The organism is Acinetobacter sp. GXMZU3951 (assembly GCF_054457875.1).
On record NZ_JBTLFO010000002.1, the window covers coordinates 88,633 to 107,444 of the forward strand.

19 protein-coding genes are annotated in these 18,812 nt (G+C 42.2%); 9 read left to right on the forward strand and 10 right to left on the reverse strand.

Features of this window, described 5'->3' with window-relative positions:
- Positions 1 to 11 precede the first annotated feature (11 nt).
- The 4 genes from ACX17N_RS03525 to sdsA form a co-directional block, all read right to left on the reverse strand.
- Complete coding sequence (locus ACX17N_RS03525; protein WP_458891199.1) at positions 12 to 1,268, reverse strand: efflux RND transporter periplasmic adaptor subunit; 1,257 nt, start codon at positions 1,266 to 1,268, stop codon at positions 12 to 14.
- A gap of 32 nt (positions 1,269 to 1,300) precedes the next feature.
- Positions 1,301 to 1,906: a phosphatase PAP2 family protein gene (locus ACX17N_RS03530; protein ID WP_458891200.1), complete on the reverse strand. Its 606-nt coding sequence runs from the start codon at positions 1,904 to 1,906 to the stop codon at positions 1,301 to 1,303.
- A 135-nt stretch (positions 1,907 to 2,041) separates the two neighbouring features.
- Positions 2,042 to 4,093, reverse strand: a complete 2,052-nt coding sequence (locus ACX17N_RS03535) for a site-specific recombinase (RefSeq protein ID WP_458891201.1) — start codon at positions 4,091 to 4,093, stop codon at positions 2,042 to 2,044.
- A gap of 21 nt (positions 4,094 to 4,114) precedes the next feature.
- A complete protein-coding gene (gene sdsA / locus ACX17N_RS03540) occupies positions 4,115 to 5,092 on the reverse strand; it encodes an All-trans-nonaprenyl-diphosphate synthase (RefSeq protein WP_458891599.1) in 978 nt (325 codons plus the stop codon).
- Between the two features lie 440 nt (positions 5,093 to 5,532).
- Between sdsA and rplU the strand changes: the two genes are divergently transcribed.
- The 8 genes from rplU to ACX17N_RS03580 all read left to right on the forward strand — a co-directional run bounded on the left by rplU (position 5,533) and on the right by ACX17N_RS03580 (position 12,956).
- The gene (rplU, locus tag ACX17N_RS03545; RefSeq protein WP_100242544.1) at positions 5,533 to 5,844 is read left to right on the forward strand and encodes a 50S ribosomal protein L21; all 312 of its coding nucleotides are present in this window, start codon (positions 5,533 to 5,535) and stop codon (positions 5,842 to 5,844) included.
- 19 nt (positions 5,845 to 5,863) lie between these two features.
- Positions 5,864 to 6,118 carry a 50S ribosomal protein L27 gene (gene rpmA / locus ACX17N_RS03550; RefSeq protein ID WP_054580114.1) on the forward strand — a complete coding sequence of 85 codons (255 nt, stop codon included), beginning with the start codon at positions 5,864 to 5,866 and terminating at the stop codon, positions 6,116 to 6,118.
- A 223-nt stretch (positions 6,119 to 6,341) separates the two neighbouring features.
- The gene (locus tag ACX17N_RS03555) at positions 6,342 to 7,610 is read left to right on the forward strand and encodes a YadA C-terminal domain-containing protein (protein WP_458891202.1); all 1,269 of its coding nucleotides are present in this window, start codon (positions 6,342 to 6,344) and stop codon (positions 7,608 to 7,610) included.
- A gap of 219 nt (positions 7,611 to 7,829) precedes the next feature.
- The gene (gene lolA / locus ACX17N_RS03560) at positions 7,830 to 8,528 is read left to right on the forward strand and encodes an outer membrane lipoprotein chaperone LolA (protein WP_458891203.1); all 699 of its coding nucleotides are present in this window, start codon (positions 7,830 to 7,832) and stop codon (positions 8,526 to 8,528) included.
- A 183-nt stretch (positions 8,529 to 8,711) separates the two neighbouring features.
- Positions 8,712 to 9,506: an RsiV family protein gene (locus ACX17N_RS03565; RefSeq protein WP_458891204.1), complete on the forward strand. Its 795-nt coding sequence runs from the start codon at positions 8,712 to 8,714 to the stop codon at positions 9,504 to 9,506.
- A 129-nt stretch (positions 9,507 to 9,635) separates the two neighbouring features.
- Entirely contained in the window at positions 9,636 to 10,907 is a 1,272-nt protein-coding gene (gene serS, locus ACX17N_RS03570) for a serine--tRNA ligase (protein ID WP_458891205.1), read from the forward strand.
- A 78-nt stretch (positions 10,908 to 10,985) separates the two neighbouring features.
- Positions 10,986 to 12,359 carry a siroheme synthase CysG gene (cysG, locus tag ACX17N_RS03575; protein WP_458891206.1) on the forward strand — a complete coding sequence of 458 codons (1,374 nt, stop codon included), beginning with the start codon at positions 10,986 to 10,988 and terminating at the stop codon, positions 12,357 to 12,359.
- A gap of 114 nt (positions 12,360 to 12,473) precedes the next feature.
- Positions 12,474 to 12,956, forward strand: coding sequence for a tRNA (cytidine(34)-2'-O)-methyltransferase (locus ACX17N_RS03580; RefSeq protein ID WP_458891207.1), 483 nt, complete (start codon positions 12,474 to 12,476; stop codon positions 12,954 to 12,956).
- A gap of 29 nt (positions 12,957 to 12,985) precedes the next feature.
- On the opposite strand, the gene ACX17N_RS03585 is transcribed toward ACX17N_RS03580, so the two are convergent.
- Positions 12,986 to 13,366 carry a winged helix-turn-helix transcriptional regulator gene (locus ACX17N_RS03585; protein ID WP_458891208.1) on the reverse strand — a complete coding sequence of 127 codons (381 nt, stop codon included), beginning with the start codon at positions 13,364 to 13,366 and terminating at the stop codon, positions 12,986 to 12,988.
- Positions 13,367 to 13,566: 200 nt separating this feature from the next.
- Between ACX17N_RS03585 and ACX17N_RS03590 the strand changes: the two genes are divergently transcribed.
- The gene (locus tag ACX17N_RS03590; RefSeq protein WP_458891209.1) at positions 13,567 to 14,121 is read left to right on the forward strand and encodes a flavodoxin family protein; all 555 of its coding nucleotides are present in this window, start codon (positions 13,567 to 13,569) and stop codon (positions 14,119 to 14,121) included.
- Between the two features lie 66 nt (positions 14,122 to 14,187).
- Here the strand turns inward: ACX17N_RS03590 and ACX17N_RS03595 are convergent, their stop codons facing one another.
- From ACX17N_RS03595 to ACX17N_RS03615, 5 genes are all read right to left on the reverse strand, one after another.
- Positions 14,188 to 15,582 (reverse strand): APC family permease, encoded by a 1,395-nt coding sequence (locus tag ACX17N_RS03595; RefSeq protein ID WP_458891210.1) that lies wholly within the window; start codon positions 15,580 to 15,582, stop codon positions 14,188 to 14,190.
- 243 nt (positions 15,583 to 15,825) lie between these two features.
- Positions 15,826 to 17,010, reverse strand: a complete 1,185-nt coding sequence (locus ACX17N_RS03600) for an iron-containing alcohol dehydrogenase (RefSeq protein WP_458891211.1) — start codon at positions 17,008 to 17,010, stop codon at positions 15,826 to 15,828.
- A 1-nt stretch (position 17,011) separates the two neighbouring features.
- Positions 17,012 to 17,545, reverse strand: coding sequence for a hypothetical protein (locus ACX17N_RS03605; RefSeq protein ID WP_458891212.1), 534 nt, complete (start codon positions 17,543 to 17,545; stop codon positions 17,012 to 17,014).
- 81 nt (positions 17,546 to 17,626) lie between these two features.
- Complete coding sequence (gene lipB / locus ACX17N_RS03610; protein WP_458891213.1) at positions 17,627 to 18,289, reverse strand: lipoyl(octanoyl) transferase LipB; 663 nt, start codon at positions 18,287 to 18,289, stop codon at positions 17,627 to 17,629.
- A 134-nt stretch (positions 18,290 to 18,423) separates the two neighbouring features.
- On the reverse strand, positions 18,424 to 18,711 hold the full coding sequence (locus ACX17N_RS03615) for a YbeD family protein (RefSeq protein ID WP_458891214.1): 288 nt from the start codon (positions 18,709 to 18,711) through the stop codon (positions 18,424 to 18,426).
- Positions 18,712 to 18,812: the final 101 nt, after the last annotated feature.

An 18,812-nucleotide genomic window follows, 5' to 3' on the forward strand; every position in this document is an offset into this window, starting at 1 on the left:
AAGTCTACCCCTTAAGCGTGTGAAGTAGCTTTTTGATCAGTATTTGATTCAGCTTGCTTCGCTTGCGGTTTTTCAGTTGGTGCAGGTGCAGAAGCAGTTGGTGCTCCAGCTTGAGGTTGATATGGCTTGGTGGTCACAGTTTGTCCTGCTTTTACTTTCGCCATACCATCGACTACAATTTTTTCACCCATTTTAATGCCTTCAGTCACAATCCAGTCCTGACCTTGAACACCCACCGTTGTTACTGGGCGCGATTCAATCGTCCCTTTTGCATCCACAATCATCGCCATGGCTTGACCCGTTGGAGTACGTGTAATCGCGGCTTGCGGGACTAAAATTGCATTCGGAATCACACCCTGAACAATTTTCGCATTGGCAAACATGCCAGGAAGAAGCAGATGATTCGGGTTCGGGAATACCGCACGAATCGTCACTGTTCCGGTATCAGGATTGACACTGGCATCAGAGAATGCCAAACGTCCTTCTACAGGATATTCGCTGCCATCTTCTAGTTTGAGTTTCACGCGTGTGTTATTACTGCTGTCGAGGCTGCCCTTACTGAGTTGCTGGCGTAAGCGCAATAATTCCGAGCTTGATTGGTTGATATCCACATAAATTGGATCTAAGCGTTGAATCGTAACTAAGGGTTCAGTCTGGTTTGCGGTTACCAAGGCACCCGCAGTTACCGTTGAACGGTTAGTTTGACCCGAAATAGGTGAACGAATAGTTGAATAACCGAGGTCAACTTCAGCATTTTTAACCTGCGCGCGAGCTGCCGCGACTTGTGCTTCCGCCACTTTCACTTGACCGACTAAATCGTCATAGTCTTGTTTTGAAACAGCATTGCTCGAAACCAGTTGTTGATAACGGTTCATCTTGGTTCTTAATGAACTTAGATTAGCTTCTTGTTGTAGGAGCGATGCTTTGGCATTGTCATAAGTCGCACGGTTGGCACGAGAATCAAGTTCATACAATGCTTGACCTTCACGGACATAGCTACCTTCTGCAAATAAGCGCTTCAGAATAATACCACTGGTTTGTGGGCGAACTTCTGATACTTCAAACGCTGTGGTTCTGCCAGATAATTCTACAGATTGTTCGACGTTTTGCGGTTGAGCAACAATAATGCCCACTTCAGTTGGGGGCATTTTTTGAGATGCTGCAGCTTTTTGAGCATCTTCAGGGTCTTTGCTACAACCAACAAGTGCAATACTTGTTGCTAATGCGCAAGCGGTGAGGGCAGGCGCCCAAAGCTTTGCAGACATCATTGTTCCACCTCGGATAGATTATTATCTAAAAATTAAATTATTTTTCGCTTTGTATAATGCGTATACACTATATAAAGCAGGCTAATCCAAATAAAACTTATGCTCCAACCTGCAAGAACATCGGAAGGGAAATGTACACCCAAGTACACTCGCGAACATCCCATCACCATCAGCCATAACACTGCAAAACTACAGATATAGATGGACTTAGAGTGGGGCTGATAGAGATAAAGAACTAAGCAACTTAATGCTGCTGCATAGACACTATGCGCACTGGGAAAAGAGGCGCCATAACTCTGAACCAAATGCAGCATTTCAGGTGGGCGCGGTCTTGCAATCCAGTATTTAAGTAGCCAAGCAATTGCTCCACTTCCAAATAATCCTAAACAGATTAGAAAGATATGTGAGTGTTTTTTATACTGCCATAGTGCTAAACACCATAAAGCGGTAAAAAAAAGCACGAAAGGCATACCGCCGACTGCTGAAAGAAGGGTTGTGATTTGATTGAGTTCTTCAGTGCGATGAAGACTTGCCCATTCGACAATTGTTAAGTCGAGTGTCAGCAAAGTGGGAGTTTTTAAGATCAAAACACTGAAAAATAATAAAAAACAACCAATAATTAACAACAAGTATGGCATGCATTAACCTCTTGTTCGTTTTAACCGGACCTCCCCAGTTAATCTCTGGGTCAAAGTGTACTAGTCAGTACACTTTTTTTCAAGTCTGTGTGAACTCGGTTAAATTTATCTATAGTGAGGTGAAAATATAACAAATCATTTACTTAAAGTTTTGTGATTATTTGTAGTTTCTTCAACCACTAAGGGCGTTTTAGGTGGCCAGAAAAAGTCACTTGGACGGGTCAAAAAGTGAGTGAGAACCAGTTTAGCCAAGGGTTTCCATTGCTCAAACCTTACGCGACGTGCTCTTAAAGCCACAATAATCGTTAGGGTAAAACTCACAAATAAGTTGGTTAAACCAATTAAGAGCACACCTAAAAAGGACACGATGATGAGGCCAATATCAGGGCTATCGTTAATATTCATTAAGCCTTGAATAAAGTTGGCAGATGCGAAGGCAATATGACGAATATCGAGGGGAAGACCTAAAATAAAACCAATGGTTCCCATGCTCCCCAACATGATGCCAAAGATAAAATTACCTGCCAGTGCCCCTAAATTTCGCTCAATGTATTCAGCGAATGTGTTCAACCGTTCTTGCCCCAGCATTAATTTTAAATAGACATGGGCTTTAATTCGCGGTCCCACCTTGCGATATACCGCCATGTTGTCAAAATAACCTGCGATCAGACCTGAAAAAAATAGGCAGACGCCTGCAATTGCGGCATGGGGAATGGCTAAAGAGGTAAATGGATTGAGATCGTGTAAGGCTTTTGCTGCTTTGGCATGATTCATTAACGGTTCATGTAAACCGATTTGCCACAGCCATGCAATCAATGCGGCCACAGGAATAGCGATGGAAATATTGCCTAAAATCGCAATAAATTGCGTGCGAATAATATTAATAATCAGTGCTGCCAATTCTGCAATTTGAGCAGTTTTGGAACCTTTACGCTGTTGTACGGTTGCTGCTAATGCCGCAGCTGTCATGGCGGGTTGCTTCGTGGCAACCGTACAGTGAATAATATGAATGAACATAAAGCCGAATGCATAATTCATACTAAACACAAAGGCTTGCATGATGGGAGCCATCACAACACGCGATGCCAGTGTTTTTAAAGTCGCCATGATGGCAATAATGACGCCTGCACCTGCCGCCGAACGGTACATGGACCAAAAGCTTTTTTTGTCTGTACTTACATAGTGTTCACCAGTTTTGCTGGCATTTTCAGTCACTTGTAAGGCAATGAGTTCGCTATTGTTGGCTAAAAGTGCACGTACACTTCGCTCATTATAAATAGCTTGGGTAATATCAATCAGTAAACTGCTCATGGCTTGGTAGCGGAAGTCATCATCTTCAACAATCAATTGCAGTAGCAGTTCGACACGGTCTAAGCATTGTTCGAGTAAGGACAGCAAATAGGTGAGGCTAATGCTCACGCCAATGCGTTTGGTCGCGCGCCGTATTTTCAGCACAACTTCTCGGCATTGATCAATCATGACCATCGCTTGAGCTGCATCGGGTACGGCAATCAACGCAAATTCATCCTGATTTTGATGCAGGGTTTTATATTGCTGAATAAACTCAATAATTTCGCGATTTTGGACTAAAAAGGGAGACTCGTATTCTGTCAGTTCGGGCTGGGCATTAATAAATTCAGGATAGAGACCAATGCCACTAATACGATAAGAAATGACGGTAATGGCTTTAATCAGTTGATCTTTGATCTTGGTCTTTTCTTTTTGATTGCTATGGCCCTGATTCAATAACTGAAACAATTGACGCCAGTGCTGTTCCGAAATTTGGTCCAACCAGTATTGGTCATTCGGTTGGTGAAAGACACGACGAACCAGATCTTGTAATTGCGTGTCGTCATTTATGAGCGGTAAAACATGGGCACCAAGACGTTGGGCCAGCTGATTCCAGAAACCATCGAGCGACAGAATGCCTGTATCTGCAAATAAACTGGTCTGTTTATATTGATTGATGAGGCGGAGTAAATAGCACTGCAACGTATTTGCTGCTTGAGGGGTTATGAGCAGGCTCTGAATGAATTGTCTAAATTTTAGCTCAATTTCATCGACATTCTTGCTATCACTTGGTCGAATGAGATTGACCAGTTCAATCAGTAAACGATCTTCAACAGCTTGAGTGCTCTCAAGCTGTTCCTGCATGTTTCGTAACACATGATTAAATTGGATATGCATAAGCAAATAGGCGAGTCTTCTTTATTGAATTCGGTGTAAAGCCAATTGTGCTAAGTTAGACAAGGCTTGACGATAAGGGCTATCTGGTAAGGCTGTTAATGCAGATAGAGCCGCTTCAGTTTCTTCAGTGGCACGTTTGCGGCAATAGTCCAAGGCACCCGATTGCTGCACAATATTGATGACTTGTTCAAGTTGTGCTGTGCCGCCTGTGGCAATACTTTTACGGATAATTTGGTGTTGTTCACCAGTGGTATGTTGTAGTGCAGCAATTAATGGCAGCGTCGGTTTACCTTCCATTAAGTCATCACCAATGTTTTTACCGAGTGTTTCTGCATCAGAAGTGTAATCTAAAATGTCATCAATAATTTGGAAAGCATTACCAAAATGGCCTGCAAATATTCTTAATGGTTCACGATATTGTGGAGTACCTGTCAAAATGGCAGCACCTTCAGTGGCTAACTCAAACAAGCGTGAGGTCTTGCCATGAATAATATCTAAATAGGTTTGTTCTGTGGTATCTGGCTGATGTTGGGCTTGCAGTTGAAGAACTTCACCTTCAGCAATTTCACAAGTTCCTGTAGAAAAGTCTTTTAATAAGGTCATATTATTCAGATCGACCAATAAATCAAAAGAGCGTGAAATCAGGAAGTCTCCAACGAGCACAGCGGTTTGATTGTTCCATGTGGCATTTGCAGTAGGGCGACCGCGACGTAAACCTGACTCATCCACGACATCATCATGCACCAGTGTTGCGGTATGTAACATTTCAATGATCGCGGCCAATTTGCGTTGCTGCGCCAAATCTTCTGCACCACAGGCCTTTGCCGCAAGTAAACACATAATCGGGCGCATACGTTTACCGCCTGCTTCTACGACATGTTTGCTGACTGCCATCACCAGAGCTACTTTAGAGGTGATTCCTTCATTAATAAATGTGTCCATCTCAGCAAAGTCTTGAGCTACAGGGGCGAGAATATCTTGCTTAAAGTCGATGGCCATAGGAATAGAAACCTCTACTGGTTGGGTGATGTATTGATCTATTGCGCTGGAAATTGATACGACAACCAATCGATATCTTTGAAATTAAAACCGAACACAGAGCATTGCTAGGTTAGAAAATAGCATCGATTGGTTTGCCTTCATTCAGCTAAAGACGCGATTAGCGACATCAAAAATGTATCTGCTGACTATAGTAGCGAATTGATTTTAAAAATCTATTGTTTATTACACAGTCGTATGTGTTTCATTCTATTTTAATTTAGCATGTTGCTCCTTTAACTCCAACTGAGTAGCAAGTTCAGGATTTTTTTTGAAGATGGCTTGTTGTTTGTGCGATTATCACTTAAAATCTGTCCCCTTGTATAACCCCAGTGGCGATCGTTTTAAGATCGATATATCCCTTTATCGGCACGACGACACGGGCATGTTTGGAGTACATTATGTACGCAGTAATCCAAAGCGGTGGTAAACAGCACCGTGTAGTTGAGGGTGAAACCCTTAAAGTTGAATTATTGAAAGCTGAAACTGGCGCGACTATTACGTTTGATGACGTATTAATGGTTGTAAACGGCGAAAGCATTCAAATCGGTGCTCCAGTTGTAGCTGGCGCTAAAGTAACTGCAGAAGTGGTTGGCCATGGTCGTCACGACAAAATCCGCATCGTTAAGTTGCGTCGTCGTAAACACTACCGTAAACAAACCGGTCACCGTCAATGGTTTACCGAGTTGAAAATTACTGGTATCTCAGGCTAATCACGAGGAGTAAATAGACATGGCATCTAAAAAAGCCGGTGGCTCGACTAAGAACGGTCGTGACTCAAATCCTAAGATGTTAGGTGTTAAAGTTTACGGTGGTCAAACTGTAACTGCAGGTAACATCATCGTTCGTCAACGTGGTACAGAATTCCACGCTGGTGCAAATGTTGGTATGGGCCGTGACCATACTTTATTTGCTACTGCTGACGGCGTAGTAAAATTTGAAGTGAAAGGTCAATTTGGCCGTCGCTATGTAACTGTTGAAGCTTAAGCTTAAATAGTTCGAGAAAACCCGCATTTTATGCGGGTTTTTTTTATTTAAATTTTTTATCGTTAATACCTAATAAATAAAGAATAATTTAATCATGTTCTGATAAGAAAAAGCCTTATTAGTTAAAGTTTCTTTTATCACAATATACCAAGAAATAGTGATGTACATCACATTATTTTAAGGGTGTAATGGTGTGAATAGGAGAAAGATAAGGAAGTAAGACATGAAAAAAATAGATAAAAATGTCTTGAACTCTTCGGACAGCCAAATTACGCAAGGCTTTGTGAATGAGTTGAAAAATGAGCAAAGCCCAGTGAGCAATGCAATTGCCACCGCAATGAATCTAAATCAACTTGAGCCAAATCATTATTCAAGTAAACAAAAGTTTGCTATGCAAGTGCTTCTTTTAAGTGCAATTTTATTGACAGCGAATACAAATGTTTTTGCAGCTTCGTGTAATGCTAATCAAGACACAGGTGATTGTCCTACCGATGGAATACCTGGACCTACTGGTCCTACAGGACCTGCGGGGGCTGATGGAGCGGACGGTTTAAGTGCGTATGAAGTTGCTGTTGATAATGGTTTTTCAGGTAGTGAAGAAGAATGGTTAGATAGTTTAGTTGGTGCTACCGGAGCTACTGGTGCTACAGGCGCAGATGGTCAAGATGGTCAAGATGGTCAAGATGGAGATAGTGCCTACCAAGTTGCGGTGGGTAATGGTTTTGATGGTTCAGAAGAAGAATGGTTAGCATCGCTAGTTGGTGCTACGGGAGCTACAGGCGCAACTGGTGCTACGGGAGCCACAGGCGCAACTGGTGCTACGGGAGCCACAGGTGCAACTGGTGCTACGGGAGCCACAGGGGCAACGGGAGCTACAGGCGCACTAGGTGCTCAAGGTCTGAGTGCTTATCAACAAGCAGTGTCACAAGGCTATGAAGGTACTATTATTGAATGGCTAGAAAGTTTAAAAGGTGCCACAGGCGCTACAGGCGTGAGTGCGTATAGTACAGCTGTGAATAATGGGTATAAAGGTACCATTAAAGAATGGTTAGCAAGCCTCAAAGGGGCTACAGGAGCAAAAGGAGCAGATGGTACTAATGGTATTACTCCAGAAGCCATGGCAGCTGCAGATACTACTGTTTTGAATGAAGCAAAAACTTATGTTGATCAAGTAGGAAAACAAACCTTAAATGATGCAAAAGCATATACGGACAGCCGTGTAGATGCGTTAAATCGAGACATGCGAAATTTAGAAGACAAAACCTATGCAGCGGTTGCATCTAGTATTGCGATTGCTTCCTTACCTCAACCCACTGAGGCTGGTATGAGTATGTTTAGTGCTGGTGCTGGTATGTGGGAAGGTGAACAAGGTTATGCCTTTGGTATGAGTGGTGTGACTGAAAATAATAAATATGTCTATAAAGCAGCAGTAACATTTAATAGTGAAGGTGACTTTGGAGCTGGCGCCTCAGTGGGTTGGCAATGGAAATAAGTAATCCTTGTCTTTGCTCAAGCAGGGAAGCCTCTGATGATTCAGGGGCTTTTCTGCATTTGAAAATACCAATAAGATCTTCATCATGATGAATGGATCACTACATTTCACCTTAATAAATATACAAATCTTCTTATTTTCTCGATTATTAGCTTAAAAATTTAGTTTAATATGAGTCTTTCCAAAGATTGCAAACTTGCAAAAAAGAAAGGTGATGACATGAATATGCTTCGTAAAACCATGTGTGCTATGACATTGGGAGCTGCGAGCTTGGCTCCAATGATGAGTACGACTGTTTTTGCGGCACCTGTCGCGGCATCGGAGCAACAAGCAACAGCTAACTTGGTAAAACAATTAAGTGGTATTCAGAGCTTAAGTGCGAATTTTGTACAAACCACCAAGGCAACATCCGGAAATGGTAGCAGTCAAAAGAAAGGCTTGACGGCTCAACATATGAATCAGGCTTTTAAAGGTACAATGAAAGTCGCTCGACCAGGGAAGTTTTTCTGGGAAACGACATCGCCAGCTAAGCAAACCATCGTGACTTCAGGCAAAACAGTATGGATTTATGATCCTGATTTACAGCAAGCGGTGCGTCAGAGTCTAGATGAACAAGTCGCGAATACGCCAGCTTTGTTATTGTCGGGTAATACCAACCAAATTATGAAGTCTTATCGCATTACTCAACCGAATAAAGGCAAAACCTATTATACCCTTTATCCGAAAAGTGATGATGGTGCCTTCCAAAGCTTAACGATTAGTTTTGGTGTGAATAAAGCCCCTAATCTTATGATTTTACAAGATTCATTGGGTCAAACCACTTATGTTAAGTTCAATAATGTAAAGCTTAATGCGGCAATTCCTGCATCGACGTTTAATTTTACTCCGCCAAAGGGTACGGATATTATTGATCAATAACCTGAATCTTGTTTTTGATTGAAAATTGAGCCATAAAAGCAGCGACCAGATCGCTGCTTTTTAACAAGAGTAAAAAGAAAATAGTTGCTAGATAGGGCCGGGCTACATTTTGTAATGTCTTCTAGAAGTCAGACTTTGTATAGTGAAGACAATATTTAAAGATACCGATCCTAAGGTCTATTTATGAATGCTTTTCAATTAAAACAACGATATTTTGTCTTACCGCTGCTTTGTTCTGCCATTTTATTAACAGCTTGCCAACCTAAGGAAGCATCCAAGCCGGTTTCAGATTCTAAGGCGGCCGAACACACGACAACTGTAGACACGATTCCCGCCATTCAAGCCAAAGTGGTTGCGGTGAAATTAAATAAACCGGAAGCCTGTGAGGCTGAAGGATGCACACAGTATGATATTCAAACTGTGAAAACGAACATGCAATGGATTGATCAGTATTTTATGGATCGAATAAAAAAAGCCGATCCAATAGCCTTTTCCAATCAGCCCAATCAAAAAGTGCGTTTGGATGATAATGCTCAACCGAGCCTGAATCAAAGCTCGACTTATGTGCGTTATGTCGGACAGAACGATAATTTTGCCACCTTTGCCATGCAAAGTTACAGTTATTCCGCAGGTGCAGCACATGGCATGTACCATCAGGAGTTTGTGAATTTTGATTTGAAACAGAAAAAACGTTTAGCCTTGCAGGATATTTTGCTTGAGGGTGTGGATGCACAAGTTTTAGAGGCACTGTATGACAATAATTTGAATTGGCTACAAGAACATAATATTGAAAAAGGCAAATTGCAGCTGAGTGATAATTTTTATTATGGTGCGAATGGATTGGTCTTTGTTTATCCATTGTATGAGCTGGCCTCCTATGCAGAAGGCATGAGTGAGCTGACTTTACCCTACTACACACTGAAAAAATTTGTCCGTCCAGAATATTTACCAAGTCTGCCGCAATATCCTGAGCATTAAAGTTTACAGCCATCAGCTTAATTGATGGATTATTACCTGAATGTCTCGGTGTCGGAACGTTGTTGACTGTATTTTTTAAGATGAACAGCTTACACTATAGCCAGTTTTTTCCCTTAGCAAAGATTGGCTATGATCGACCCGAAATTAATCAGAACAAATATTGAGGCTGTAAATTTAGCCTTAGCAAAACGTGGTATCCAGTTGGATGTGGAAGAGTGGGCATCATTAGAAGCTCGCCGTAAAGATTTACAATCCAAAACAGAAGCTTTACAAGCTGAGCGTAATGCGGGTGCGAAGCAAGTCGGTCAAATTAAAAAAGCGGGTGGCGATGCTTCTGAAATAATGACGCGTATGGCGGCGATTGGTGACGAAATCAAAGCGGCCGAAGTTGCGTTAGCAGAATTGCAGGCAGAGCTTGAAGCTAAATTATTGTCTATTCCAAACATGCCACATGAGTCTGTACCAGAAGGTAAGGACGAAAGTGATAATGTTGAAGTGTATAAGTGGGGCACGCCACGTAGCTTTGACTTTGACATTAAAGATCATACGGATCTTGGTGAGTGGATGGGCGGTTTAGAGTTTGAAACGGCAACCAAACTTACTGGTTCGCGTTTTAGCGTGCTCAAAGGGCCTTTAGCGCGTTTGCAACGTGCGCTCACCCAGTTCATGCTCGATACGCATACGCTAAAAAATGGCTATACCGAAGCGTATGTGCCGTATTTGGTCAATGCAGACTCTTTGCGTGGTACGGGCCAACTGCCTAAATTTGAAGAAGATTTATTCAAATTACAAGGCGAGAAAGAATACTATTTGATTCCGACTGCCGAAGTGCCTGTAACTAACTTTGTGCGTGACGAAATTATTGATGCAGATCGTTTACCGTTAAAATATGCAGCACATACGCCATGTTTCCGTAGTGAAGCGGGTTCTTATGGTCGTGATACGCGTGGTTTAATTCGCCAACATCAATTTGATAAAGTTGAGATGGTACAAATTGTTAAACCAGAAGATTCAATGCAAGCCCTTGAAGAATTAACCGGTCATGCAGAAGGTATTTTGCAAGCATTAGGTCTACCTTACCGTAAAATCACATTATGTGGCGGTGATATGGGCTTTGGCGCTGCAAAAACTTATGATCTTGAAGTTTGGGTGCCGAGTCAAAACACCTATCGTGAAATTTCTTCATGCTCAAATATGTGGGATTTCCAAGCGCGTCGTATGAAGGCACGTTATCGTGCAGATCAGAAGAAGACCGAGTTTGTGCATACTTTAAATGGTTCTGGACTTGCTGTCGGGCGTACTTTATTGGCCGTGATGGAAAACTATCAGCGTGCAGATGGCTCGATTGAGATTCCAGAAGTATTGCAACCCTATATGGGCGGCTTAACCTTCATTGACTAATATTGAAGTCGATGAATGACTGCATTTGTGCACGAAAATTGCTTTAAGACGATCAGATACAAATATTAGAGGTATTCCGTGGAGATATTTCCAATCTCTTTGAAATTGCAACAGCAAGCGTGTCTGATTGTCGGCGGTGGGCGTATTGCCTATCGTAAAGCAGTTTTATTAGCCAAAGCAGGGGCAATATTGCATGTGCTTGCGCCTGAAATTGAACATGATCTATTGGCGTTGGTAGAACAAACCCAAGGTCAGTATGTTGCTGAACATTTTGCCATGCAGGTCAATTTGCGCGACTATCGTTTAGTGATTGCTGCGACCAATGACCGTGCTGTCAACCAGCAGGTATTTGAAGCTTGCGAAGCCGAAAAGGTACTGGTCAATAGTGTGGATGATCCGCCACATTGTCGCTTTATGGTTCCTGCCATTATTGATCGTTCCCCATTGGTGATTTCAGTTGCCAGTAACGGTACTTCTCCAGTGTTGTCGCGTCAGTTACGGACTCAGTTAGAAACCTTAATTCCCCATGGTATGGGTAAGCTGGCTGAGTTTTCTGGTAAATGGCGCGCCACGGTGAAAGAGAAAATCAGTAATCCTGATGAGCGTCGAATTTTTTGGGAAGACTTGTACGCGGGTCCACTCAAAGAGCAGGTGTTTCATGGTAATGAGGCTGAAGCTGATCGGCTGATTGAACTCGCCTTAGAGGCATGGAAAACGCCCAAAGGCGAAGTGTATTTGGTCGGAGCAGGACCTGGAGATCCAGAACTGCTCACCTTAAAAGCCTTGCGCTTAATGCAACAAGCGGATGTGGTGATTTATGACCGCTTGGTATCGCAACCGATCATGGATCTCTGTCGTCGTGATGCTGAAAAAATTTATGTCGGCAAAGCACGATCCAATCATGCTGTTCCGCAAGAAGGTATTAACGCTTTATTGGTGAAATACGCCAGTCAAGGTAAACGAGTTTGTCGTCTCAAAGGTGGTGATCCGTTTATCTTTGGTCGTGGTGGAGAGGAAATTCAAGAACTGTTTGCTGCTGGCATTACCTTTCAAGTGGTACCAGGCATTACAGCAGCATCAGGCTGTTCCGCTTATGCAGGCATTCCACTTACCCATCGGGATTATGCGCAAAGTGTACGATTCTTGACTGGACATCTTAAAGAGGGTTCACCCGAACTGCCTTGGCCTGAATTGGTTTATGAAAATCAGACGCTGGTGCTCTATATGGGCTTGGTGGGTCTAGAGAATACTTGCCAACAATTGATTTCGCATGGTCAGCGCCCAAACATGCCTGTCGCCCTGATTTCAAAAGGCACGACTCCAGAACAGAAAGTTGTGGTGGGAACTTTGGCAGACATTGCCAGCAAAGTCAGTGAACATCATATTCAAGCGCCAACTTTAACTATTATTGGTGAAGTAGTGAGTTTGCGCGAACAATTACAATGGCAATAGCACCTTGCCATTGTTTCATCCATTCGCTATCTCTTTTATTTGCAATTGCGGTATGGCACTGTACCGTAATTGGCAAGTAGCATAGATAGTCAAGTTATTAAGTAGAGAAAAACTGTGATCCATGTTGTTTTATACGAGCCTGAAATTCCTGCCAATACAGGAAATATCATTCGTTTATGTGCCAATACTGGAGCGCAGCTACATCTGATTAAGCCATTGGGTTTTGAGTTGGATGATAAAAAACTGAAACGTGCAGGCTTGGATTACCATGAATGGGCACGTATGCAAATTTGGGACAATATTGAACAATGTCTTGAATTTTTAGCTGCGCAAGGGGTGGATCAAAATGCAGTTTATCCTTTGACTACCAAAGGCACTGAAACGCCGCATACTTCTGATTTGAATCGCCCGATTGCTTTGCTCATGGGGCCAGAAACACGTGGTTTACCCGAATATGTCCGTTTAATGTTTCCTCAGCAACATTGGATTCGTTTGCCAATGGCACCGAATTCTAGAAGCTTGAATTTATCGAATGCGACAGCCGTGATTGTTTATGAAGCTTGGCGTCAGCAAGGCTTTAAGTCTTTAGCCGAATAATCCATTATAAAAGTAGAGTGAGTTTAAGCTCACTCTACTTGCTCTTGGCGTTGGTCAAATCCCGCCCTTAAATCGAGTACTTTTTCCATATTGGCTTCGACCCAGTCTTTGAGTTGATAAGCATTTTGCGCAAAGTCTTTGCCAATTCCTGTCAGTTGATACTCCACGCGAATCACATTATCTTCATGAATTGTCCGTGTTAGAAAACCATCCCGTTCTAAAATTTTTAATTTTTGCGACAGTACTTTAGGTGAAATACCTAAGATATTCTTTTTCAGTTCGTTAAAGTACTGAGGCCGCTGATCCAGCGTATAAACAATTAACAGAATCCACTTGTCTGCAAATTTTTCAAAAAATAGTCGTGCAGGACATTCTGGGTGAAAAATATTAAATTTCATTGGTTTATTCATATTACACCTGCCGAATCTATCTGTTTAAAACAGTCAAACACCGTTTTGCTAGACCAGTTACCAAGTGGTAACTAATTGATACTAGGTTACATAAGTGTATCATAGATTCATACACGGTAAAGCTGTTCGGTGCGAAAGGGGTTCTGCTGAGAAGCTCAGTTGGGGCTACCCCAGCATATTATCAAGATGAGGAAAACAAGATGTCGAATATTGCAGTCGTATATTTCTCTGGCTATGGTCATACCAAAGTAATTGCACAAACCATGGCAAATAAAATTGCAGCGCATTTAATTGAAATTGATAGCAATGGTGAAATTCAAGAACAAGATTGGCACACGCTCGATCAATCTGATGCAATTGTATTCGGTGCACCCACCTATATGGGGTCAGCCCCTTGGCAATTTAAGAAGTTTGCAGATGCGAGCTCAAAAAAATGGTTCACTCGTGCGTGGCAAGACAAAATTTTTGCAGGATTTACCAATAGCGCAAGTTTGAATGGTGATAAGCAAGTGACCTTAATTCAACTCCAGACCTTGGCTTCACAGCATGGTGGTATTTGGGTGAGTCTCGGTTTATTACCTGCAAATACTAAATCGGCAACCCGAGAGGATGTGAATAATTTAGGTGGTTCTGTTGGGTTATTGGTGCAAACGCCTTCAGATGCTGGTGTCGAAGAGATCCCATCCGGTGATTTGCAGACAGCTGAAGTTTATGCGCAGCGTATTGCTGCAATTACGCAGAAATTTGTTGCTTAACTTGAGATCAAGTTGAATAAAAAAAGACGCTAACGCGTCTTTTTTTAATGAATTTAACACTACAAATTAGTGATGATCATCAAATTCATTGTGCTGTGGAGCAGGTTGTTTGAAGCCTTTGGTTTTATAGCCTAAGTATAAAATACCAAACATTGCCCACCACAAACCGTATTTCAATGCGGTTTCTTCAATTTCGAGCCACATCGCAAAAATACTGATGAAACCAAGCATTGGAATCACCACAAAGTTGATGATTTCTTTGGCTGTTTTGGTGCGACCGTCGCGTAATGCATAGCGAGAGATCACAGACAGGTTTACAAAAGTAAAGGCTGTTAATGCACCGAAACTGATCATTGAAATCACGATATCCAGATCCATAAAGCCCGCGGTCAGTGCAACAAAACCAACAATTAAAATGTTGTAAGATGGTGTATACGTTCTCGGACTAATATGACCAAATACTTTCTTATTGATCACGCCATCACGCCCCATCACATACATTAAGCGTGATACGCCAGCATGTGCTGAAATCCCTGATGCCATAACCGTTACAATCGCAAAATACAGTACCGCTGTTTTGAAGGCTACGCCACCAACTGCCTGTAAAATATCAGGCTGGGTTGCAGCAACATCTTCAAAATAGGTTTTTGGATCATTCGGGAAGTAGATCTGCATAAAGTAGGTACTGATAATGAAAATAATACCTGCAATTAATGCCGTCATAAAGATGGCTTTAGGCAAAGTCTTTTCAGTATCTTTGGTTTCTTCAGCCAAAGAACTGAGCGAGTCAAAACCTGTGAATGAGAAGCAGAGTAGGGTTGCACCAGTAATTAATGCACCAACAGTGGTCATCTCGTTCCAAAATGGTTCTAGACTCCAGAGTTGATAGCTTGCATTGACTAAAGTGCCATCTGCATTCACACCAGCAGCAAGTAATTGATATACCATCCATGTAAAGTAAGCAATTACACCTAACTGAACGAAAACAATCAGACTGTTAAAGTTGGCAACAAAACGTGCACCACGAAGGTTAACACCAGTCATAAATGCAGTTAGACCAAACACCCAAACCCAATGGTTTACATTAGGGAATAAGGCTTCAAGATAAATCACCGCCAAAATAATATTGACCATTGGTGATAATAGATAGTCTAACCATGATGACCAACCCACCATAAAACCGACATTCGGGTGAATCGATTTTTGTGCATAAGTATATGCAGAACCCGAAGACGGATAGCGACGGATCATGTGTCCATAACTAATGGAGGTAAATAAAATTGCAATCAGGGCAATAATATAAGAGGTCGGAACATGATAATGGCTTTCTTCTGATACTAGGCCAAAAGTATCGAACAAAGTCATTGGTTGAATATAAGCTAAACCAATGATGATAATGTGCCAAAGTCCAAGCGTTTTCTGCAGTTTAGCTGCCGATTGAGTCCCAGAGATATTTGTCAACGGCGTTATCCTCTTAATCGTTGATCAAGGATCAGTCATGTTTATAAGGATCGTTTGAGACGAACGATCCCCCCTACGAGTAAATAAAGTGCGCCAATCTATCCTAAATTGATGGCACTTGTCAGTAATTTTGTAGAATTTTTTAGCAAATTCTCTGCCAAATGGGTGAAAAAATAATGACTCTAGTGTCATTGACGAAAAAGCCTGATGTTTACACATCAGGCTTTAAATGATCACGCTGCTTTACCAAGCTTTTTGCAGGATCGCTCGGAGGTCTTCAAGAGTCGCTTCTTTCGGATTGTAAATGATAGAACCATCATTCAATGCTTTTTCTGCCACTTCATCCAGTTGTGCTTCAGTGACTTTTCCGGTTTCTTGAAGCGTTCTTGGGAGTTTGGTTAAGCTGAACAAACGGTCACGCATGGCTTGAATAGTGTTAATGGCTTTTTCTGCACGCAGATGCGCAGGAGTTTGTGCATAGATATCAGCACCTGCTAAAGGGAGTAGCAAGTCAGCAATTTTGTCACCATTCACTTCTTTGTTGTATTGCAATACATATGGAAGGAACAGATTCATGCATAGTCCATGGGGAAGATGAGCTACAGCGCCCAAAGCATGTCCCAAAGAGTGCACCAAACCGACCATCGAGTTGGAAAATGCAATGCCTGCCATGGTAGACGCTTGAGCCAGTTCTAAACGGCCTTGCGCATCGTTGGGATTATCTAAGACATTAAACAAGTGACTACAGATTTTTTTAATCGCGGCAGTCGCATAGGCATCACTGATCGGATTGGCAGCCATACAGGTATAAGCTTCTACCGCATGCGTGAGTGCATCCATTGCCGTCATGGCGGTTAAATGCGGTGGCAAGGTGAGCGTCATACGTGGGTCTAGAATGGCTGCATGAGGCATTAAATAATAAGATGCAAAAGCCATTTTCACATTTTTGGCTTTATCTGAAACCACTGCAACCATGGTGACTTCAGAGCCTGTTCCCGATGTGGTTGGAATCACAAAAAATGGTTTTAATGGCTTTGGCAGATTGTGCGCACCTGAATATTGCAATAAATCGTCACCACCTTCACTGACCAAAATATTGGTGGCTTTGGAGGTATCAATTACAGAACCACCACCTACTGCAATAATGGCATCACATTGGTTTTGACGGTATAGAGCAGCAGCTTGGCGAACCGTATCTAAACTTGAATCGGGTGGAACATCATCAAAAATACAGCCAATCACCGCATCTGTCGATTCAAAAGCAGCCTCAATTGGAGCCAGTAACTGGTTGCTACGCACGCCTTTGTCCGTGATGATCATCGGACGTTTTGCACCTAGGGTAGAGAGTTCAAATGGAATGTGTTCTAACGCTGCATTGCCTGCAATAACTTTAACTGGACAAAAAAATTCGTAATAAGGCTTTGCCATGTTATGCACTCCGTTTGAAATATGATTGAGCCAATTTAAGATAGATATTGGCTGCACCTGTCAGTTTTTCTTTTAGGCTAAGTTCGTGTGGATATTGTTTGACTGCGAGTTCGGCCAGTAATTTCGGTAAAATTAATGCTTCCATTTTATTTAAGCAGCGCACCAAGCGAATTGCATAGGACAGGTCACCATCGGCAATCATCCGATCATTAGCGAAAGCCTGTGCTGTACTTTCTTGAAATGAAAAAACCAGAAAAGCATGACTCAGATGCTTAAAGGTAATGGTCAGATCAGGTTTTTGCTCAGTACTGTTTATGAGCACCAATTGATGGTCATCAGTGACTTGGGCAATAAACGCGGGTCCACGCGGAAAAACATTCATGGATAAGATAAAATTGGCTGGAAATTTGGCAACCTCCTGCTTAATTTCATCATCCACCTGACTTGCCATGACTAAACCTCTGCCAATCACATCCATCATGAGTTTGACATAGGCAAGTTGTAAAGCAGGCTTTACTGATTTATTTAAAATCACTAGCTTATCCCTTTGTTTAGGAGTCTTTTATTTTATTTAGAGCAAATACTCTAATTTATTTTACTGGTAAAAGTAAAGTGCTTATTGTTGAACAATTTGGACTTTATTAAAGTACCCGCTGTTTTCTAAACTTTCAATGATATCCGCACATATGTTTTCAAAATTTGGCGGATTTTGTAGGACAAGATCATGAATACGCACCATCTCGAGTCCAGCATAACCACAAGGATTAATGGTGTGAAAACCAGTCAAATCACAATCAATATTTAAGGCGAGCCCGTGATAGCTGCGTCCGCGGCGAATCTTAAAACCGAGTGAACCAATTTTACGATCATTTACATAGACGCCAGGTGCATCTGGTTTGGCATAAGCTTCTATGCCGTATTTTTTCAACAGTTCGATCATCAAATTTTCAGCATAGGACACCAGCGTACGGACATTCCAGCCTAAACGGTTTAAGTCAAACATAAAGTAAGCCACCAACTGACCCGGTCCATGCCAAGTGACTTGCCCCCCACGATCGCTTTGCACCACAGGAATATTGGATGGAATTAGAATGTGTTCTGGTTTGCCAGCTTGTCCTTGGGTGAGCACATCGGGATGTTGTAATAACCAGAGTTCATCGGGTGTTTCCGCATCACGTTGTTCAGTGAACTGCTTCATTTCCTGAAAACGGTCTGCATAAGGCGTTAGCTGATTAAATTGGCGAATGATTAAAGTAGGTTTCAGAACAGGATCAGTCACGTTTGCAGCGTCCTTATTAAGATTTTCAATTACAGGAAATTATAAGCTCAGCAGCGCAAGATAGGGGAGTTATTCTTAAACGGGGCGGTAGAATTGGCATAAAAAAACACGCTTGATTGCGTGTTTTTTGGAATTTAGAGCGCGGTCTTAATTAATGGACAAGCGGCTAAATCTGCGTAAAGTGCATGGACTTGCTCAAGTTCTTCGAAACGGAGTTGAGCCGTCAGAGAATGGTATTTCCCTGTACGTGATGGTTGAATACGTAAGCTTCCGTCATCAAACTCTGGAAAATGTTTTACCAAAATTTCAACGACTGCAACGCGTAACTCATCACCTGCTGCCCCAATGAGTTTAATTGGGTAATCCATTGGGAAAACCCAAAGATGTTCTTGAAGTTCGCGAGATGGTGTACGGTCTAACATTGTAGCGCCCTTATTTCAAACGCCTGCGGGAGAGCAGGCGTTGTGTTTCACATAGATACAAGATGGAGGCGCTTGCTTGTTTTTCAAGGCCTCTATCCGTG